14 protein-coding genes are annotated in these 15,933 nt (G+C 59.9%); 12 read left to right on the forward strand and 2 right to left on the reverse strand.

The window, feature by feature from the left end:
* Positions 1–163 precede the first annotated feature (163 nt).
* The 6 genes from BUB69_RS04600 to BUB69_RS04625 all read left to right on the forward strand — a co-directional run bounded on the left by BUB69_RS04600 (position 164) and on the right by BUB69_RS04625 (position 5,498).
* Complete coding sequence (locus tag BUB69_RS04600) at positions 164–793, forward strand: paraquat-inducible protein A (RefSeq protein WP_073162813.1); 630 nt, start codon at positions 164–166, stop codon at positions 791–793.
* Positions 790–1,404, forward strand: coding sequence for a paraquat-inducible protein A (locus BUB69_RS04605; protein WP_073162814.1), 615 nt, complete (start codon positions 790–792; stop codon positions 1,402–1,404). The genes BUB69_RS04600 and BUB69_RS04605 overlap by 4 nt, the downstream gene beginning before the upstream one ends.
* Positions 1,397–3,073 (forward strand): PqiB family protein, encoded by a 1,677-nt coding sequence (locus BUB69_RS04610; protein ID WP_073162816.1) that lies wholly within the window; start codon positions 1,397–1,399, stop codon positions 3,071–3,073. The genes BUB69_RS04605 and BUB69_RS04610 overlap by 8 nt, the downstream gene beginning before the upstream one ends.
* Positions 3,070–3,693 carry a PqiC family protein gene (locus tag BUB69_RS04615; RefSeq protein WP_073162819.1) on the forward strand — a complete coding sequence of 208 codons (624 nt, stop codon included), beginning with the start codon at positions 3,070–3,072 and terminating at the stop codon, positions 3,691–3,693. The genes BUB69_RS04610 and BUB69_RS04615 overlap by 4 nt, the downstream gene beginning before the upstream one ends.
* A gap of 287 nt (positions 3,694–3,980) precedes the next feature.
* Positions 3,981–4,430 carry a helix-turn-helix domain-containing protein gene (locus tag BUB69_RS04620; protein ID WP_073162821.1) on the forward strand — a complete coding sequence of 150 codons (450 nt, stop codon included), beginning with the start codon at positions 3,981–3,983 and terminating at the stop codon, positions 4,428–4,430.
* A 225-nt stretch (positions 4,431–4,655) separates the two neighbouring features.
* Positions 4,656–5,498 carry a class I SAM-dependent methyltransferase gene (locus tag BUB69_RS04625; protein WP_073162824.1) on the forward strand — a complete coding sequence of 281 codons (843 nt, stop codon included), beginning with the start codon at positions 4,656–4,658 and terminating at the stop codon, positions 5,496–5,498.
* 46 nt (positions 5,499–5,544) lie between these two features.
* Here BUB69_RS04625 and BUB69_RS04630 read toward each other — a convergent pair whose 3' ends face one another.
* The gene (locus tag BUB69_RS04630) at positions 5,545–6,462 is read right to left on the reverse strand and encodes a LysR family transcriptional regulator (protein WP_073162826.1); all 918 of its coding nucleotides are present in this window, start codon (positions 6,460–6,462) and stop codon (positions 5,545–5,547) included.
* Between the two features lie 120 nt (positions 6,463–6,582).
* Between BUB69_RS04630 and BUB69_RS04635 the strand changes: the two genes are divergently transcribed.
* The 3 genes from BUB69_RS04635 (at position 6,583) to BUB69_RS04645 (ending at position 10,318) form a co-directional block, all read left to right on the forward strand.
* Entirely contained in the window at positions 6,583–7,440 is an 858-nt protein-coding gene (locus BUB69_RS04635; RefSeq protein ID WP_073162828.1) for a pirin family protein, read from the forward strand.
* Positions 7,441–7,683: 243 nt separating this feature from the next.
* Positions 7,684–9,105 (forward strand): sugar porter family MFS transporter, encoded by a 1,422-nt coding sequence (locus BUB69_RS04640; protein WP_073162831.1) that lies wholly within the window; start codon positions 7,684–7,686, stop codon positions 9,103–9,105.
* A 229-nt stretch (positions 9,106–9,334) separates the two neighbouring features.
* Positions 9,335–10,318 (forward strand): GlxA family transcriptional regulator, encoded by a 984-nt coding sequence (locus tag BUB69_RS04645; RefSeq protein ID WP_073163237.1) that lies wholly within the window; start codon positions 9,335–9,337, stop codon positions 10,316–10,318.
* A gap of 12 nt (positions 10,319–10,330) precedes the next feature.
* On the opposite strand, the gene BUB69_RS04650 is transcribed toward BUB69_RS04645, so the two are convergent.
* Positions 10,331–10,810 (reverse strand): nuclear transport factor 2 family protein, encoded by a 480-nt coding sequence (locus BUB69_RS04650; RefSeq protein ID WP_073162833.1) that lies wholly within the window; start codon positions 10,808–10,810, stop codon positions 10,331–10,333.
* A 150-nt stretch (positions 10,811–10,960) separates the two neighbouring features.
* Between BUB69_RS04650 and BUB69_RS04655 the strand changes: the two genes are divergently transcribed.
* From BUB69_RS04655 to BUB69_RS04665, 3 genes are all read left to right on the forward strand, one after another.
* Positions 10,961–12,277, forward strand: a complete 1,317-nt coding sequence (locus BUB69_RS04655) for a sensor histidine kinase (RefSeq protein WP_073163239.1) — start codon at positions 10,961–10,963, stop codon at positions 12,275–12,277.
* Positions 12,278–12,648: 371 nt separating this feature from the next.
* Positions 12,649–13,695, forward strand: coding sequence for a glycosyltransferase family 4 protein (locus BUB69_RS04660; protein WP_073162836.1), 1,047 nt, complete (start codon positions 12,649–12,651; stop codon positions 13,693–13,695).
* A gap of 11 nt (positions 13,696–13,706) precedes the next feature.
* Positions 13,707–15,863, forward strand: coding sequence for an amylo-alpha-1,6-glucosidase (locus BUB69_RS04665; RefSeq protein ID WP_073162838.1), 2,157 nt, complete (start codon positions 13,707–13,709; stop codon positions 15,861–15,863).
* The last annotated feature ends 70 nt before the right edge of the window (positions 15,864–15,933 follow it).

The raw sequence follows: 15,933 nt of genomic DNA on the forward strand, positions 1-15,933 counted from the left end.
ATAATGGCTCAGTGACATATGAACCACCCCCATCCCTGAAGGTCAATGCTTCATACCGCCTGTTTTGTGGCGCGACGCTCAGAAAAAAAGACCACGCATCTCATAAAGAGGTATCTTTCCGTGCCTCGAATTTTCAACCCAGTTAGTTGCATCTACGGCGTCGATGAGCACTGTGCATTCCACTGATAAACAACCGGCTCTAATCATTTGCGAACACTGCGATTCGCTCTATGAAGCTCAGCCCCTGAAACCCGGCGAAGCCGCTTATTGCCTTCGCTGTCGAGCCGTGCTCGGGCGCGGGCGCCACACGTCGATCGAGCAGTTGCTGGCACTGACGATCGCTGCGGCCATGCTATTCATCTTTGCCAACATCTTTCCGGTCATCAGCATCAACATGAAGGGACTGACCAACGAAGTCACCCTGTGGGAATCGGTGGAGGCCCTGGCCCAGGGGCGGATTACCATCATCGCTCTGGTGGCGGGCCTGTCGATCATTTTCGCCCCCCTGCTGCAGATCACGCTGTTGTTCTGGGTGTTGCTGCACGCCAACAGCGGCGTCGTTGCTCCCGGATTCAAGACCTGCATGCGTGCACTTGAGCACCTGCGCCCCTGGAGCATGCTTGAAGTGTGCATGCTGGGCATTCTGGTTGCGATCATCAAGCTGTCAGGCATGCTTGATGTCCATCCGGGCGTAGGTCTCTGGGCCATGGCCATGCTGATGGTGCTGATTCTATTGATTGCCAACAAGGGCATCCGCAGTCTGTGGGATGAACTGGGGGTCAAGCCTGCATGAATGGCATTCCGTTTGCCCGCGAGCACAAGCTTTCGCTATGCCATATCTGCGGTTACGCCTGCCCGGAAGAAGCAACGTGCTGCCCCCGATGCGACTCTGCCGTGCATCGACGCAAACCCAACAGCATCGCCCGCACCTGGGCGTATCTGATCGCAGCGTTGATTTTCTACATACCGGCCAATGTGTTGCCGGTCATGTATACCTCGCTGCTGGGCAACAGCAGCCAGAACACCATCATGAGCGGCGTGATCGAATTTTTCGAAAGTGGCTCATGGGACATCGCGATATTGATTTTCGTGGCCAGCGTGGTGGTGCCCTGTGTCAAGTTTCTGGTGCTGGGCCTGCTGCTGATTACCTGCCAGCGCCGCAGCCAATGGGCCATGCGCGAACGTGCCCGCCTTTACCGCTTCATCGAGCTGATCGGCTACTGGTCGATGCTCGACGTGTTGGTGGTCGCTCTGGTCGCCTCCCTTGTGCAGTTCCGCGAGCTGAGCACCATCGAGCCGCGTGTCGGCATTCTGTTTTTTGGTCTGGTAGTGGTGATGACGATGTTCGCCGCCATGAGTTTCGATCCCCGGCTTATCTGGGATGCAGAGGTTGAAGATGTCTGACAATACGCTCCCCCCGTCTGATTCAGTGCCACGCCCTGAGGTCAAACGCCGTCGCGTTCGTGTTTCGCTGATCTGGCTGGTGCCTATCGTCGCCGCGCTGATCGGCCTGTCCATGGCGTTCCACGACTGGATGAATATCGGGCCCAGAATCACGGTGACGTTCCTGACGGCCGAAGGCCTGGAGGCCAACAAGACTCAGGTCAAGTACAAGAACGTGGTGATCGGCATGGTGACCGAGATTGCGCTGAGCGATGATCGTACCCACGTGCTGGCGACCATCGAGCTCAATAACAGTGCGCATCCTTTCACACGTATCGACAGCCAGTTCTGGGTCGTGCGGCCGCGCATCGGCGCACATGGCGTCTCGGGGGTCGATACCCTGCTTTCAGGTGCGTTCATCGGCGCAGATGCGGGCAGCGCCCAAGACACCAAAACTGATTTCACGGGCCTGGAAACACCGCCTCCCGTGACCTTCGGCGAGAAGGGCAAACGCTTCATCCTGCACACCGACGACCTCGGCTCGCTGGACATCGGTTCGCCGATCTATTTCCGTCGTATCCAGGTCGGGCAGGTTGTCGGTTATGACCTGTCCAAGGACGGTCGTGGCGTTGATATCCAGATATTCATCAACTCCCCGAACGATCAGTACATCACCACCGATACCCGCTTCTGGAACGCCAGTGGCGTGGACGTGACAGTCGGCGCGACCGGACTGAAGATCAATACCCAGTCGCTGACGTCCATCATTTCCGGCGGCGTTGCCTTCCGGGAGCCAAACTGGAGCCCGGACTCAAAGCTCGCCGACGAGAACGCAGAATTCAAGATATTCGACGACCAGGCCACCGCCCTGGCACCACCGGATGGCGAGCCTCGCTACATCCGCATGCGGTTCAACCAGTCGCTACGAGGCCTGACGGTCAATTCGCCGGTGGACTTTCTGGGTGTGAACATCGGCAAGGTGGTCTCGGTGGACCTGGATTACGATCCGGCTACCAAGACGTTCCCAGGCGTTGTGGGCGCGGTGATCTATCCCAAACGCCTGGGGGCAGCCGAAGCCAAGCTCAAGGAACTGGGCGGCAAGGGTGATGAAGAGGAACAGTCCGCCAGAGTGCTGGGCGCATTTGTCACCAACGGTTTGCGGGCACAGGTTCGCACTGGCAACCTGCTGACCGGCCAGCTGTACATTGCAATGGAATTCGACCCCAAGGCCCCCAAGGTCGCTTTCAATCCCAAGGCTCGCCCTCTGGAGATCCCGACCGTACCCGGCAGCTTCGACAAGCTGCAGGAGCAACTGCAGGCGTTTGTCGAAAAACTCAGCAAACTGCCTATCGACGAACTGGCCGGCAACCTCAATGGCAGCTTGAGCGAGCTGCAAAAGACCCTCAAGCAGGTCAACAGCAGTGTGCTGCCACAAATGCGCGGTACCTTGCAGCAAGCAGAAAAAACCCTGGGGACCGCCAACGACTCCTTTGCCGAGGATTCGCCAGCGCGTCAGCAACTGGGCCAGGCAATGGATGAAGTGCAGCGCACGGCGCGCTCGGTCCGGGTATTGACTGACTTCCTGAGCCGCCACCCTGAATCGCTGATCCGTGGGCGTACCGGCGATGCCGCACCCCGCTCATTCAACGCCCCTTCTTCATCCCGAGCCATTGCGGAGCCAAATCCATGACCCTGCGCCTGAAACTGGCTGTATTGACTGCTGCGCTGGGTATCAGCGCATGCACGTCGACCCAGACCCACTACTACACCCTGATTGCCCCGATGGCCTCGACCGGCAAGACGGCCCCTCAGCCCGCACCATTCCAGTTCGAGATGCTGCCGGTGGTCATGCCTGTTCAAGTCGATCAACCGCCGCTGGTGGTGCGTCAAGGCGACGGCAGTCTGGCAATTCTGGACACCGAGCGCTGGGGCTCGCCACTGGGCGACGAGTTTCATGACGCGCTGACCCCACAGCTTGAACAGCGTTTCGGCAGCCGCGACATGGCAGGCCTGCCCAAGAACACTGAGCAGCCGGTGCTTTCCATCCGCACGGACGTTCGGCGTTTCGAGTCGGTTCCTGGTGATTATGCATTGATCGACGTGGTCTGGACCCTGTCGCTGCGCAATGCCGGCGCCATCGCGGGCAGCAAACGGACTAATCTCACCTGCAGCAGCGTAATCCGCGAACAAGCAGGCCCCGGCATGGAAAGCCTCATCATTGCCCATCAGAAAGCCGTTGCACGGCTGGCGGGCAAGATGGCCGACACGGCCCTGAACTGGGCGCAGCAACCCGCCTCGCGCTGTCTCTGAATCCTGCTTTGACGAGGCCTTCCCGGGCCTCGGCAATCTCCCGTACCGATCCGGTCATTCGGATCGTATGCCCAACGCAAATAGTTTAAGTTCGTACAAATCTTTACCATTTCGTTTAAATCATCAATTACAATGTGCCAGCATTCAGGCAGACAGTTGATCGTCTGCGCTCATGCTTTGCGGGCGTGTTGGACCGGAAGCCTTTCGGTCGCTGTCACATATAGCCGTAAGCTCCCTTACGTGTGAAACGCTACTGCCCCCACTGGCGGTACCATGAGGACAGATTTATGACAGGAATTGGTCAACGACTTAAGCAGGAGCGACTGCGCCTCAAGCTTTCACAAAACGCACTGGGCGCCATTGGAGGCGTTGAAACGAACGCTCAGGGCAATTACGAAAACGGTATCAGATCCCCTAAAGCAGACTACCTTTCACGCGTTTCAGACGCTGGCATCGACGTCAGCTACGTCGTCACCGGATTCAGCCTCGAACGCTCCACACCGCGCATCGAAGGCGTGAGTAACGGCCAACCCGAACGGCTCAGTCGCGTCATAGCCCGCCTGCACGGCAACCTCCATGCCGTTACGCAGAACCTCTATCACGTCACCCGCCTTATCGAGGCCCGCCCCGGCAAGGTACAGCACGACGCCGGCCATCTTGAAGCCATCAAGCAAGACGCCGAAGCCATCACCCTTGCCACTGTGCGCCTTATTTACATGACCTCAAAGCTGGGATAGCTCCGTAGAATCCGGTTACAACATCACAGCCCCCAGTGTGACCGTTCACGCAGTTGCACGGGGTGCCTGGCGCATCCATGGCTATTCTTGACACTCGTCAGCGAGCGCCTTCAAGTACCGGGTCCTGTTTAGTTTTCCGGTTGAAACATCGGACAACATTGTCATTAGCCGATCTTCGCAGCCGGGGCACTCGCCTCTCCAACCTGCCAGGAAAGGACATCTATCATGCCCACCCAACCCGATCTGCCAGCCCTCAAAGGCAGACAGAAGGACGCCTGGGGCAGCGGCGATTACGCTGTCATCGGTACAACATTGACAATGACCGGCGAGCTTCTGGCCGAAGCCTGTGAACTGAATTACGACCAGACTGTTCTGGATGTCGCGGCCGGAAATGGCAATGCGACACTCGCCGCCGCCCGGCGAGGCTGCAGCGTGACGTCAACCGACTACGTGGGTGCGCTGCTCGAACGCGGACGGGAGCGCGCCAGAGCGGAGCGTTTCGACGTGACCTTTCTTGAGGCCGATGCAGAAAACCTGCCTTTTGAAGACGCAAGCTTTGACGCCGTGCTGTCGACATTTGGCGTGATGTTCACGCCGGATCAGCACCAGGCGGCTTCAGAGCTGGCGCGGGTCTGCAAACCGGGCGGGCGTATCGGCCTGACCTGCTGGACGCCTGAGGGCTTTGTCGGTCAGATGTTTGCGGTGCTGGGACATTACCTGCCTGCCCCCACAGGCGCTGCCAAACCCTCCGACTGGGGGGTGAAGGGGCACCTGCATGCTTTGTTCTCGAATTCTGCCAGCGAGATCCGTGCAGCCCCCAGACAGTTCAACTTCCGCTATCGCTCAACCGAACACTTCATCGATACCTTCAGCCGCTGGTACGGCCCGATTCACAAAGCGTTCAAGGCGCTTTCTGATCAGCAGGCCGAGGCACTTCGCCACGACATGGTCCAACTGCTCGAACGTATGAATCGCTGCACGACAGGCTCACTGGTTGTGCCGGCGGAGTATCTGGAAGTCGTGATGGTGCGCAGCCACAGCGCCTCGACTGTCAGTCACCAGCGCTGAGCCCGCCGGGTGCCAGGAAGAGGTGTCAGGTCGCCAGGTGCGATCTTCAGCGATCGGAGTGCGCGGGAAACTCATGGCTGTGCAGCTTCTCCATGACCAGTTCAATGAACGCTGAAACCGCCAGTGGCAAATGCTGGCGGCTTGGGTACAGCAGATGCAGGCCGTAGCTGGTTCGCTGATACTGCGGCAATACTGGCACCAGCCGACCGGCCTCAAGGTCGGAACGGATCAGGGACGCAGGCAGCAGCGCGATGCCCAGGCCTGCCAGTGTGGCCCGGCGCAGTGCCTGGGCCGTATTGGCGTTGAACCGGCTGGCGAGTTGCACCTCATGCTCTGCACCATCCGGCCCAACCAGCCGCCAGGTCGTCAGGCCGCTGGGATGACCGGCGCTGACACAGAAATGGTCAGCCATGTCCTCCAATTCATTCGCAATGCCGTGTGCTTTGAGGTAGGACGGACTGGCAACCATGCCTACCCTGCCCGCCTCGATCAACTGACGCCCGACGTACCCTGAGTCCATCAAGGGCCCGCCTCTGAACGCAATGTCCAGACGATCGGCGATCAGGTCGCAACGCGCGTCATCGAGTACGAATTCCAGATGCACCTTGGGGTATCGGGCAAGAAAACCGGCAACCCACGTCATTGGAAAGAAGTCGAAGAAGTCCGCCATCGCCGCGATACGCACCTTGCCGCTCGGCACATCACCACCAGAAACAAGTTGCTCGCCTGCCTGCATGAGGCCATCGACCGAGGCCATGCAGCGCTCGAAAAAATCCTGTCCCTGCTGAGTCAGCACCAGCTTGCGGGTGGAGCGTTGCAGTAATCGCGTGCTGAGCTGCTCCTCCAGTTGCTGAACGCGCCGACTGACTGTGTTGGAGGGCATGCCGAGCTGTCGCGACGCCTGCGCGAAACTTCCGCTGCGTACGACCTGAACGAACAGCGCGATGTCATTGAGGTCGAGCATACGGCGTCTTATTCCTCTTAAATATGGATGATTTCAATCCAACTGTACCAACTAATCAACCAATCGCCAGCCGCATATGCTGTGACTCAAGGCGATACAGCCACCCTTGAGGACATCTCCATGCCAGCACGTCACGCCGCAGCCTTCTCAGTCAACAAGCAACCGCGCGCCATGATTCACCGTACACGAGGTACCCGGCAGGGACCGATCACCCGACTGATGAGCCCTGGCGATCTGGGGCAGCACCTCAAGCCTTTCGTCTTTCTCGACCACTTTGGTTTCAAGCCTGAACCGGGACAGAAAGGCTTTGGCATGCATCCGCACTCAGGCATTGCCACCTTCACCTATATGATTGAGGGCGAAGTGGCTTATGAAGACACCACCGGAAAGTCAGGCGTCCTGCCCGAAGGCGGCGTGGAATGGATGAATGCAGGCAACGGCGTTTGGCACAACGCAAAGCCCGTGAACAGCCTGGCGATAAAGGGCTTTCAGCTCTGGGTTGCGCTCCCTGCCGCTCAAGAGAACGGCCCGGCCGTCAGCGTCTACCTGGACTCGTCAAAAATCCCTGAGCAAGGCCCGGCACGGGTGCTGCTGGGAGAATACGGCACTGCAAAGAGCCGTATTCCAGCCCCCGACGGCATGAACTACCTCGCGGTCAACCTGAAAGACGGCGAGCATTGGCGCTACACGCCACCTGCGGGTCACACCGCAGGCTGGCTGGCGTTCAATACCGGACACCTCGATGCAAACGGCCCGATCCAGGCCGGCGAACTGGCGATATTCGAAGAATCGGACCGGGCAATCGATCTGGTAGCGCAAGGCGATACCTCTTTCGTGCTGGGCTCGGCGATCAAGCATCCGCACGACCTTGTGATGGGCTACTACTCGGTGCACACCAGCAAGGCGGCGCTCGATCAAGGTGAAAAAGAGATCCAACGCATCGGCGCGCTGCTGCGTGAGCAAGGCCGCCTGGGCTGAGGCTCTCAGCCATTCAACGTCAGACCGTCTTTCGCAAGGAAGTCGGTGAGAGTACTCAACCAACTGCTGCCGGAGCCAGTCAAGCAGCGCGTCAAACCAGCGCATTGAGCGAGGTGCCACCCCCTGAAATCTTAACAAGCTGAATCGATTTTTCTCTCTGATGGAACTCATGCAGCACACATCGCCCTAAGCCTCACATCGGTACTGGCATGACGCTGGTCCCACGTGAAGGACGTAATACCCATGTCTTCAAGCATCACCTCGACAGCGGCAGGCCAGCCGGGTCGAAAGCAGGCTTCTCCCGGTCGGCTGATCTTCATTTCCGTACTGGTCGCAACCATGGGCGCACTCGCGTTCGGTTATGACACCGGCATCATTGCCGGGGCGCTACCGTTCATGACCCTGCCCATGGACCAGGGCGGGCTGGGCCTCAATGCGTTTACTGAAGGTCTGGTCACCGCCTCACTGATCGTCGGCGCAGCTTTCGGGTCGCTGGCCAGTGGATACATCTCGGACCGTTTCGGAAGACGTCTCACACTGCGTTTGCTGTCGGTGTTGTTCATCGTCGGCGCGCTGGGCACGGCAACGGCGCCGTCCATTCCGTTCATGATTGCAGCACGCTTCCTGCTGGGCATCGCCGTGGGTGGCGGCTCGGCAACGGTTCCGGTGTTCATCGCCGAAATCGCCGGACCGTCGCGTCGTGCGCGACTGGTCAGTCGTAACGAACTGATGATCGTCAGCGGCCAGTTGCTGGCCTATGTGCTGAGTGCCGTGCTGGCGGCCTTGCTGCACACGCCGGGCATCTGGCGCTACATGCTGGCCATCGCGATGATTCCGGGTGTGTTGCTGCTGGTCGGCACCTTCTTCGTACCGCCCTCCCCACGCTGGCTCGCGGCCAAAGGCCGTTTTGACGAAGCCCAGGACGTGCTGGAACAACTGCGTGATACCCAGGAAGATGCGCAGCGCGAAGTCGATGAGATGAAGGCGCAGGACAAACAGGCGCGCAATCGACCGGCCATCAAAGACCTGCTGCGTCAAAGCTGGGTCATCAAACTGCTGCTGATCGGTATCGGGCTGGGCTTCACGGCGCAGTTCACCGGCGTCAACGCGTTCATGTACTACACGCCAATTATCCTCAAAAACACGGGGATGGGCACCAATGCCGCGCTGACCGCAACCATCGGTAACGGTGTGGTATCGGTTATCGCCACACTGCTGGGCATCTGGGCGATTGGTCGGTACGGCCGTCGGCATTTGCTGATGACCGGCCTGGTCATGGTGATCCTGATGCAGGCCGCCTTGGGCTGCGTACTGCAATTCATGCCCCAGAACCTCACTCAGAGTTATGCTGCCCTTGCCTGCATCCTCGTGTTCCTGCTGTTCATGCAGATGTGCATCTCGCCGGTCTACTGGCTGCTCATGTCGGAACTGTTCCCGATGCAGGTCAGGGGTTTGCTGACCGGCGTGGCCGTGTCCATGCAGTGGCTGTTCAATGCGTCAGTGGCGTTTGCGTTCCCCATCGCGGTGGATGTCATCGGCAATCCGACGTTTTTTGTCTTTGCAGCCATCAACATCGGCTCGTTGATCTTTGTGTTTCTGTGCCTGCCGGAGACAAAGGGCAAGTCGCTTGAGCAGATCGAAAAGCATCTGAAAAAAGAGCTGTGATGACACGCAGAGGATGTCGGGCATTTCCGATGACGTCAGTGGCTCTCCAGGCCCGACTGAACTGCCGCCGAAGATATTGACAAGACTTGGCGTGCGTTCAGTCATAAGCTGGCAGGCACTGCGAGCGGTTCGAGAAGGCTGACAGCACGCCACCGCAATGCATAACCGATGATTTCAGCAGCCCAAGGTGAGCCGAGCGGTGATTGCACGACGACAATTCAGCAGCGCCATGCGCGGCAAGAACCTGCGTTACCTGGGTGAGGCGAACGCTGAAGAAAAGCGGCTTACCCGGGTGGCCTTCCTGCTGCTCGAACACTTTTCGCTGCCTGCCTTCACCCAGGCACTGGATACGATCGTCACTGCCAACCTGCTGCGCCCGATACTCTTTTCCTCGATCACACTCGGGGTGCAGGCGGGCGAAGTTATCAGCGATCTGGGGCTGGTGATTCGTCCGGACCAATGCCTGGATGTCGCCATCGTCCAAAACATCGACCTGCTGGTGGTGTGTGGCGGCTACCGCACGGCGCTAAAGGCAGAGCCCGGCCTGATACAGCTTCTGCAAATGGCGTCGGATCAAGGCGTGACGCTGGCCGGTCTCTGGAATGGAGCCTGGTTTCTGGGCGCGGCAGGCCTGCTTGAGGGGTATCGCTGCGCAATCCACCCGGAGCACCGTGCGGCGCTGGCCGAGATAGCCAAGGTCACGCACGTGACCAGTGAAGCCTGGGTAATCGACCGGGACCGACTCACTGCCTCAAGCCCGACCGGCGCCTTTCATCTGGTGCTGGAATGGATCAAGCAACTGCACGACAAGGCGCTGGTGGAAGGCATCGAAGATATTCTGTGCTTTGAAGAGTCCCGCTATCGGAGAGTCAAACCCAGCGTGAATCTCTCGGTGAGTGCGCCGCTGCGGGAAGTCGTCAAGCTGATGGACGCCAACCTCGAAGAACCGCTGGAGCTTGAGCAACTGGCGGTGTATTCGGGCAGGTCGCGCCGCCAGGTCGAGCGGCTGTTCCGGGAACAGTTGGGCACGACCCCACAACGCTACTACCTTGAACTGCGGATCACCGAAGCCCGCAGACTGCTGCAACACACCGAGATGTCACAACTGGAGGTGCTGGTCGCCTGCGGTTTCGTGTCCCCGAGCCATTTCAGCAAGTGCTACAGCGCTTTCTTCGGTTACCGGCCGTCCAAGGAAAAACGACGGGTCAAATAGTGCTGATCGCGCTTAAAGCCCAAGCTCCGACAACCCCGGATGATCGTCCGGACGACGCCCGAGCGGCCAATGGAATTTTCGCTCCGACTCGGATATCGGGAGGTCATTGATGCAGGCAAAACGGTTGGCCATCAGCCCGTCGTCGTTGAACTCCCAGTTTTCATTGCCGTAAGAGCGAAACCAGTTACCAGAATCGTCGTGCCACTCGTAGGCATAACGAACAGCGATGCGGTTACCGTCGAACGCCCAGAGCTCCTTGATCAGGCGATAGTCCAGCTCCTTCTTCCATTTGCGCTCCAGAAACTGCTGTGCCTGTTCTCGATTGACGATGAACTCGGCCCGGTTGCGCCAATGCGTGTCCGGCGTATAGGCCAGCGCTACTTTCTCGGGATTTCGGCTGTTCCAGCCATCTTCGGCCAGACGGACCTTTTCGATGGCCGATTCACGGGTGAATGGTGGCAGTGGCGGACGGTTTGCGGCATTGGATGACATGTTGAAGCCTCCAGGCGGGTTGGCCACGGAGATAACCAGACCTTACCGCACGCTGCAAGCCCCGAGGCCCGCCGTTCGGAAGTCTCTTGCTGTCGTCTCGGATCTACAGGCATCATACCGAGACACTTTGCCCTCGCCGCGATGCCTCTCATGACTCACCGCCCTGCTGCTTTTCCCGCCAACGAGGCTGATCGTATTCGGTCTCTGGAGCATCTCGGCATACTGGACAGCGCGCCTGAAGCGGGCTTCGACGATGTCGTGCTGCTGGCGACAACCTTGTGCGACACCCCCATTGCGCTGGTCTCTCTGGTTGATCGCGAGCGCCAATGGTTCAAGGCCTGCATCGGCCTGGACGTGCGCGAAACTCACCGTGATCTGGCGTTCTGCGCACACGCGATTCTCGCGCCCAGCGATGTGCTGGTGGTAGAGGATGCCACACTGGACCCACGCTTCGAGCACAGCGCACTGGTGCTCGGGCCGCCCTACATTCGGTTCTACGCGGGTGCCCCGATCATCAGCGACGCCGGGCTGCCGATGGGCACCGTCTGCGTGATCGACACGCGACCGCGCAGCCTCAGCGAACCGCAGCGCCTGGCCCTCCAGGCGCTGGCACGACAGACCGCCAGCCTGATGCAACTGCGCATGCTCAATGAACAGCACGAGCAGCGCGCTGCCGCGCTGACGCAGGAACTTGAGCACGCTCAGGGTCATAACCGGGCAACCGAACGCAACCTGCGCCATTCGCAGCGTGTTTCGTCGCTGGGCATGCTGACGGCAAGCATTTCCCATGACTTCAATAATCTTCTTCAGGCACTGAGCGCCAGCCTGCAACTGATTCGAATGCGTGCGCGGCGACCGGCAGATGTCGAAAACCTCAGTGACACCGGTCTACAGGCGGTCGAGCATGGGCGACAACTGGTCAGCCGCCTGCTGTCAAGCGTACGCCAGGACGGACCGGAACTGATCTGCATCGACGTAAGCGAACGCCTTGAGGCTGCCCGGGATCTGCTGCTGCGCTCGGTCGGCAACGAAATGGAGCTGTCGTTCGACCTCGCGGCCAGGGGCTGGGGCGTGCTGTGCGTTGAAGCGCAGTTGCACGCGGCTATTCTGAACCTGCTCGCCAACGCCCGGGACGCAATGTCCGGGCCTGGCAAAGCCTGTATCACGACACAGATGGAATCCATCGAGGACGACCTGCGATTACCGGAAGGCGATTACCTGGTGATCAGCGTGACCGATAATGGCCCCGGCATGCCTGACGAACTGGCAAAGCGCATTTTCGAACCTTTTTTCACCACCAAGAAAACGGGTCTGGGAACAGGACTGGGACTGGCACAGGTGCAGGAGTTTGCCGTGAATGCCGGCGGCGGCGTACGGGTCGAGACCTCACCGGGCGACGGAACCTGCATGAAGCTCTACCTGAGAATACTGGGGCGCATCGACACTGGCCTGCCCCGCTCCGAGTAACAACGCTGGCTTGATCACTCGGCACTCAACTCATCGCAGCTCACCTCGCGAAGCGGCCTGACACCGCCTGTCAGCATGTTTCTCGTTAAAACAGGACCTGCGTGGCTGAGTCATGTCCGGCCAGGTGCGTTTCAGCGTCGGCCCGCATGGCGATCGGCACAGCTCTCGTCAGTGCCCTGGAAAAACCTGGAGGCACTCCACGATAAGGGCCGCTCGTCGCACCACGGGGAATAGCCGCCGAAACGCACGTCCAGCCAGGCGTTCGGTCACTATGCTTTTTTCAAGGGACGCAGGACCTCCCTGGGGCTACGAGAAACCGACAGTACTCTCGATCACCTCGTCGCTCACCCGTCCCTAAATTAGAACAGCCTATGAAAGTTGCGCAGATCGCTCCCTTATACGAGTCCGTACCGCCCTCTTTGTACGGTGGAACAGAACGAGTCGTGGCCCACTTGACGCAGGCACTTGTCGAGCAGGGCCACGAAGTCACGCTGTTTGCCGCCGGTGGATCAAGCACCTCAGCAACCCTGGTCGAATGCCGCCATCAGGCGCTGAGACTGGATGAATCGGCATTGAAGTCAGACCTGGCGAGCCACATGAGCATGCTTCATGAGCTGCGCAACCGGGCCAGCGAATTCGACATTCTGCACTTTCACACCGACCTGCTGCACTTCCCGTTTTTCGAGGCAATCGCCCACAGGACGCTGACCACCGTGCATGGCAGGCTGGACATCGGCGACCTGCCAGAAACCTATGCGCGCTGGCCCGACTACCCCCTGGTCTCTATCTCACAACACCAGCGCGGCCCACTTTCACAAGCACACTGGATCGCCAACATTCCCCATGGTTTGCCGGATGTGGAGACGGACTTCAAGTCCGGGCACGGTGACTACCTGGTATTTCTGGGGCGTATCTCGCCGGAAAAACGTCCGGACCGAGCAATAGCCATCGCCCGCGCGGCCGGGCTGCCATTAAAGATCGCAGCCAAAGTGGATTGGGCTGATCGTAACTATTTCGACGCTGTCGTCCGGCCGCAACTAGGCGTCCCCGGGGTCGAGTTTCTGGGCGAGATCGACGACCGCGCCAAGTCCGAGCTGATGGGCCACGCCAGAGCCCTGTTGTTCCCCATTGACTGGCCCGAGCCATTCGGTCTGGTGATGATCGAGGCCATGGCCTGCGGTACGCCGGTCATTGGCTGGCGCTGCGGATCGGTGCCTGAAGTGCTTGACCACGGCGTCACAGGCCTGATGGTCAGCAGCGAGGAAGAGGCCGTCAAGGCCGTCCGCCAGGTGCTTGAGCTTGATCGGCAAACCATTCGTGACGTATTCAAGAAAAAATTCTCGGCAACCGTCATGGCGCAACGTTACGTCGGTCTGTACCGACACCTTTTGAGAGGCCATGACATCACTGGATCGTAGGTGTAAACGCGATGAAGAAGTTACCGTCCAGCCATGAATCTGCCCCACCACTAACGCTCCAAGACCCGCCTTGCAGCCAGACGCTGTTCGTTCTGGTCAACCACAACATGTTTCTGGTGGCTAATGCATTCGCCGACATAGAAGGCAGCGATGTCGGCTTGTTTCACCACGACACGCGACTGCTGTCCGTCTATCGACTGACGCTCGCGGGTCAGCGCCCGACGCTTCTGTCCGCCGCCGTCAGCCAGAACAACGTCTATTTCATTTCCCACCTGACCCACCCTCCCTTGCCGGCGCTGGGCGCCGAAAACACAACCCAGGGCGTGTTGCACATCGAGCGCAAACGCTTTCTATGGGACGAGCGGATGTTCGAGAGAATCGTGCTGACCAACTACGGCGATCAGCACTGCCTGCTGCCGATTGATCTGCAGTTCTACGCCGACTTCTTCGACATGTTCGAGGTGCGCGGCCAGTGCCGCCCGCTGCGCGGTACGATCAACCGTCCCGAGGTTTCTGAGTGCGATGTCGTGCTGCGCTACCGTGGGCTGGATGATCAACTGCGTACCACGGCCATCAGCTTTTCCGAAACACCTGCGCATATCGACGGGCACAGCGCCCTTTTCCAGGTCGACATACCTGCCCGCCAGTCCAGAACGTTGTACATCGAAGTCGGCAGCAGCGTCGCCAGCCCCAGCCGCGAACGCTATCGTCTGGCAGCCGCACAGGCCTGCCGGGCGATGCGCAAAAAACAATGCCGTGGCGCCCGCCTGAAGGTTTCGGGCCGACTGTTCCAGGCCTGGCTGGACAAGTCCCGCGCTGACCTCGCGTTGTTGACCGCCGACCTGCCGACCGGACCCTACCCCTACGCAGGTGTGCCCTGGTACTCAACACCGTTCGGCCGCGACGCCATCATCACCGCCTACCAGTCACTGTGGCTGGACCCGGCACTGGCGCGCGGCGTGCTCGCTTATCTGGCCGAACATCAGGCCATGGAGGCCTCGACATTCAGCGATGCGGAACCGGGCAAGATCATGCACGAAACCCGTCAGGGTGAAATGTCCAGGCTCAAGGAGTTGCCGTTCGCCCGCTACTACGGCGGCGTCGACACCACGCCGCTGTTCGTGATGCTCGCGGGTGCTTACATGAAAAGAACCGAAGACCGGGCGTTCATCGACACGCTCTGGGCATCGCTGGAACGGGCAACGCACTGGCTGGAACGCAACGCGTCCGGCAACGCAGAAGGCTTCATCAGCTATCACCGCGGCGAATCCACGGGGCTGGCCAATCAGGGCTGGAAAGACAGCCACGACTCGATCTTCCACAGCGACGGCCGCTCACCCGAAGGTCCCATCGCGTTGGTCGAAGTCCAGGGCTATGCCTGGCGCGCCTACCTGGCCATGAGCGAACTGGCCAGAATTCGCGGCGACGAGAAAGCCGCTGCACACTGGCAGACCTGCGCCGAGCAGTTGCGCGATGCAGTCGAGCGGTGCTTCTGGATGGAGGACCTACAGTTCTACGCCCTGGCACTGGACGGCCAGGGCGAACGCTGCAATGTGAAGGCCTCCAACGCCGGCCATCTGCTGTTCACTGGCCTGCCCGCCCCCGAACGCGGTCGAGCCGTCGCGCGCCAGTTGCTGGCTGGCCATTTCGACAGTGGCTGGGGCCTGCGCACCCTGGAAAGCGGCGCCATTCGCTTCAATCCCATGTCGTATCACAACGGTTCCGTGTGGCCGCACGACGTTGCCCTGTGCGTGGCCGGCATTGCCCGTTACGGCGAACAGGCAGGTGCCATTCACATTCTGAGCAGCGTGTTCGAGGCTGCCACCTGCTTTGGCATGCGTCTGCCGGAACTTTACTGCGGCTTCAAGCGCGGCGCAGGCGAACCTCCCATCGCCTACCCCGTCGCGTGCCTGCCTCAGGCATGGGCAGCAGGCTCGGTGTTCATGCTGCTGCAAGCCTGCCTGGGCATCACCATTGATGCCGCCGAAAAACGCGTCGTCGTCACCCACCCTCGCCTGCCGATCGGCATAGACCGGCTCGAAGTGCGACGCCTGAGGTTTGGTGAGTTCCAGATTGGTTTGACGGTGCAACGGATTGGCGACCGGGTGGCGGCATTCATCGAACGCCAGCAAGGCCCAGGCGTGGTGAGAATGGACGTGAGGCTTTAGGCCCTGCTCGCCAAAAGGCGTGCTGCAGAACCGTTCGGCCGCTCCGTCGGCCACCTTGGGGCATTGTCGC

The sequence above is a fragment of the Pseudomonas asturiensis genome (assembly GCF_900143095.1).
GTDB classification, from domain to species: Bacteria; Pseudomonadota; Gammaproteobacteria; order Pseudomonadales; family Pseudomonadaceae; genus Aquipseudomonas; species Aquipseudomonas asturiensis.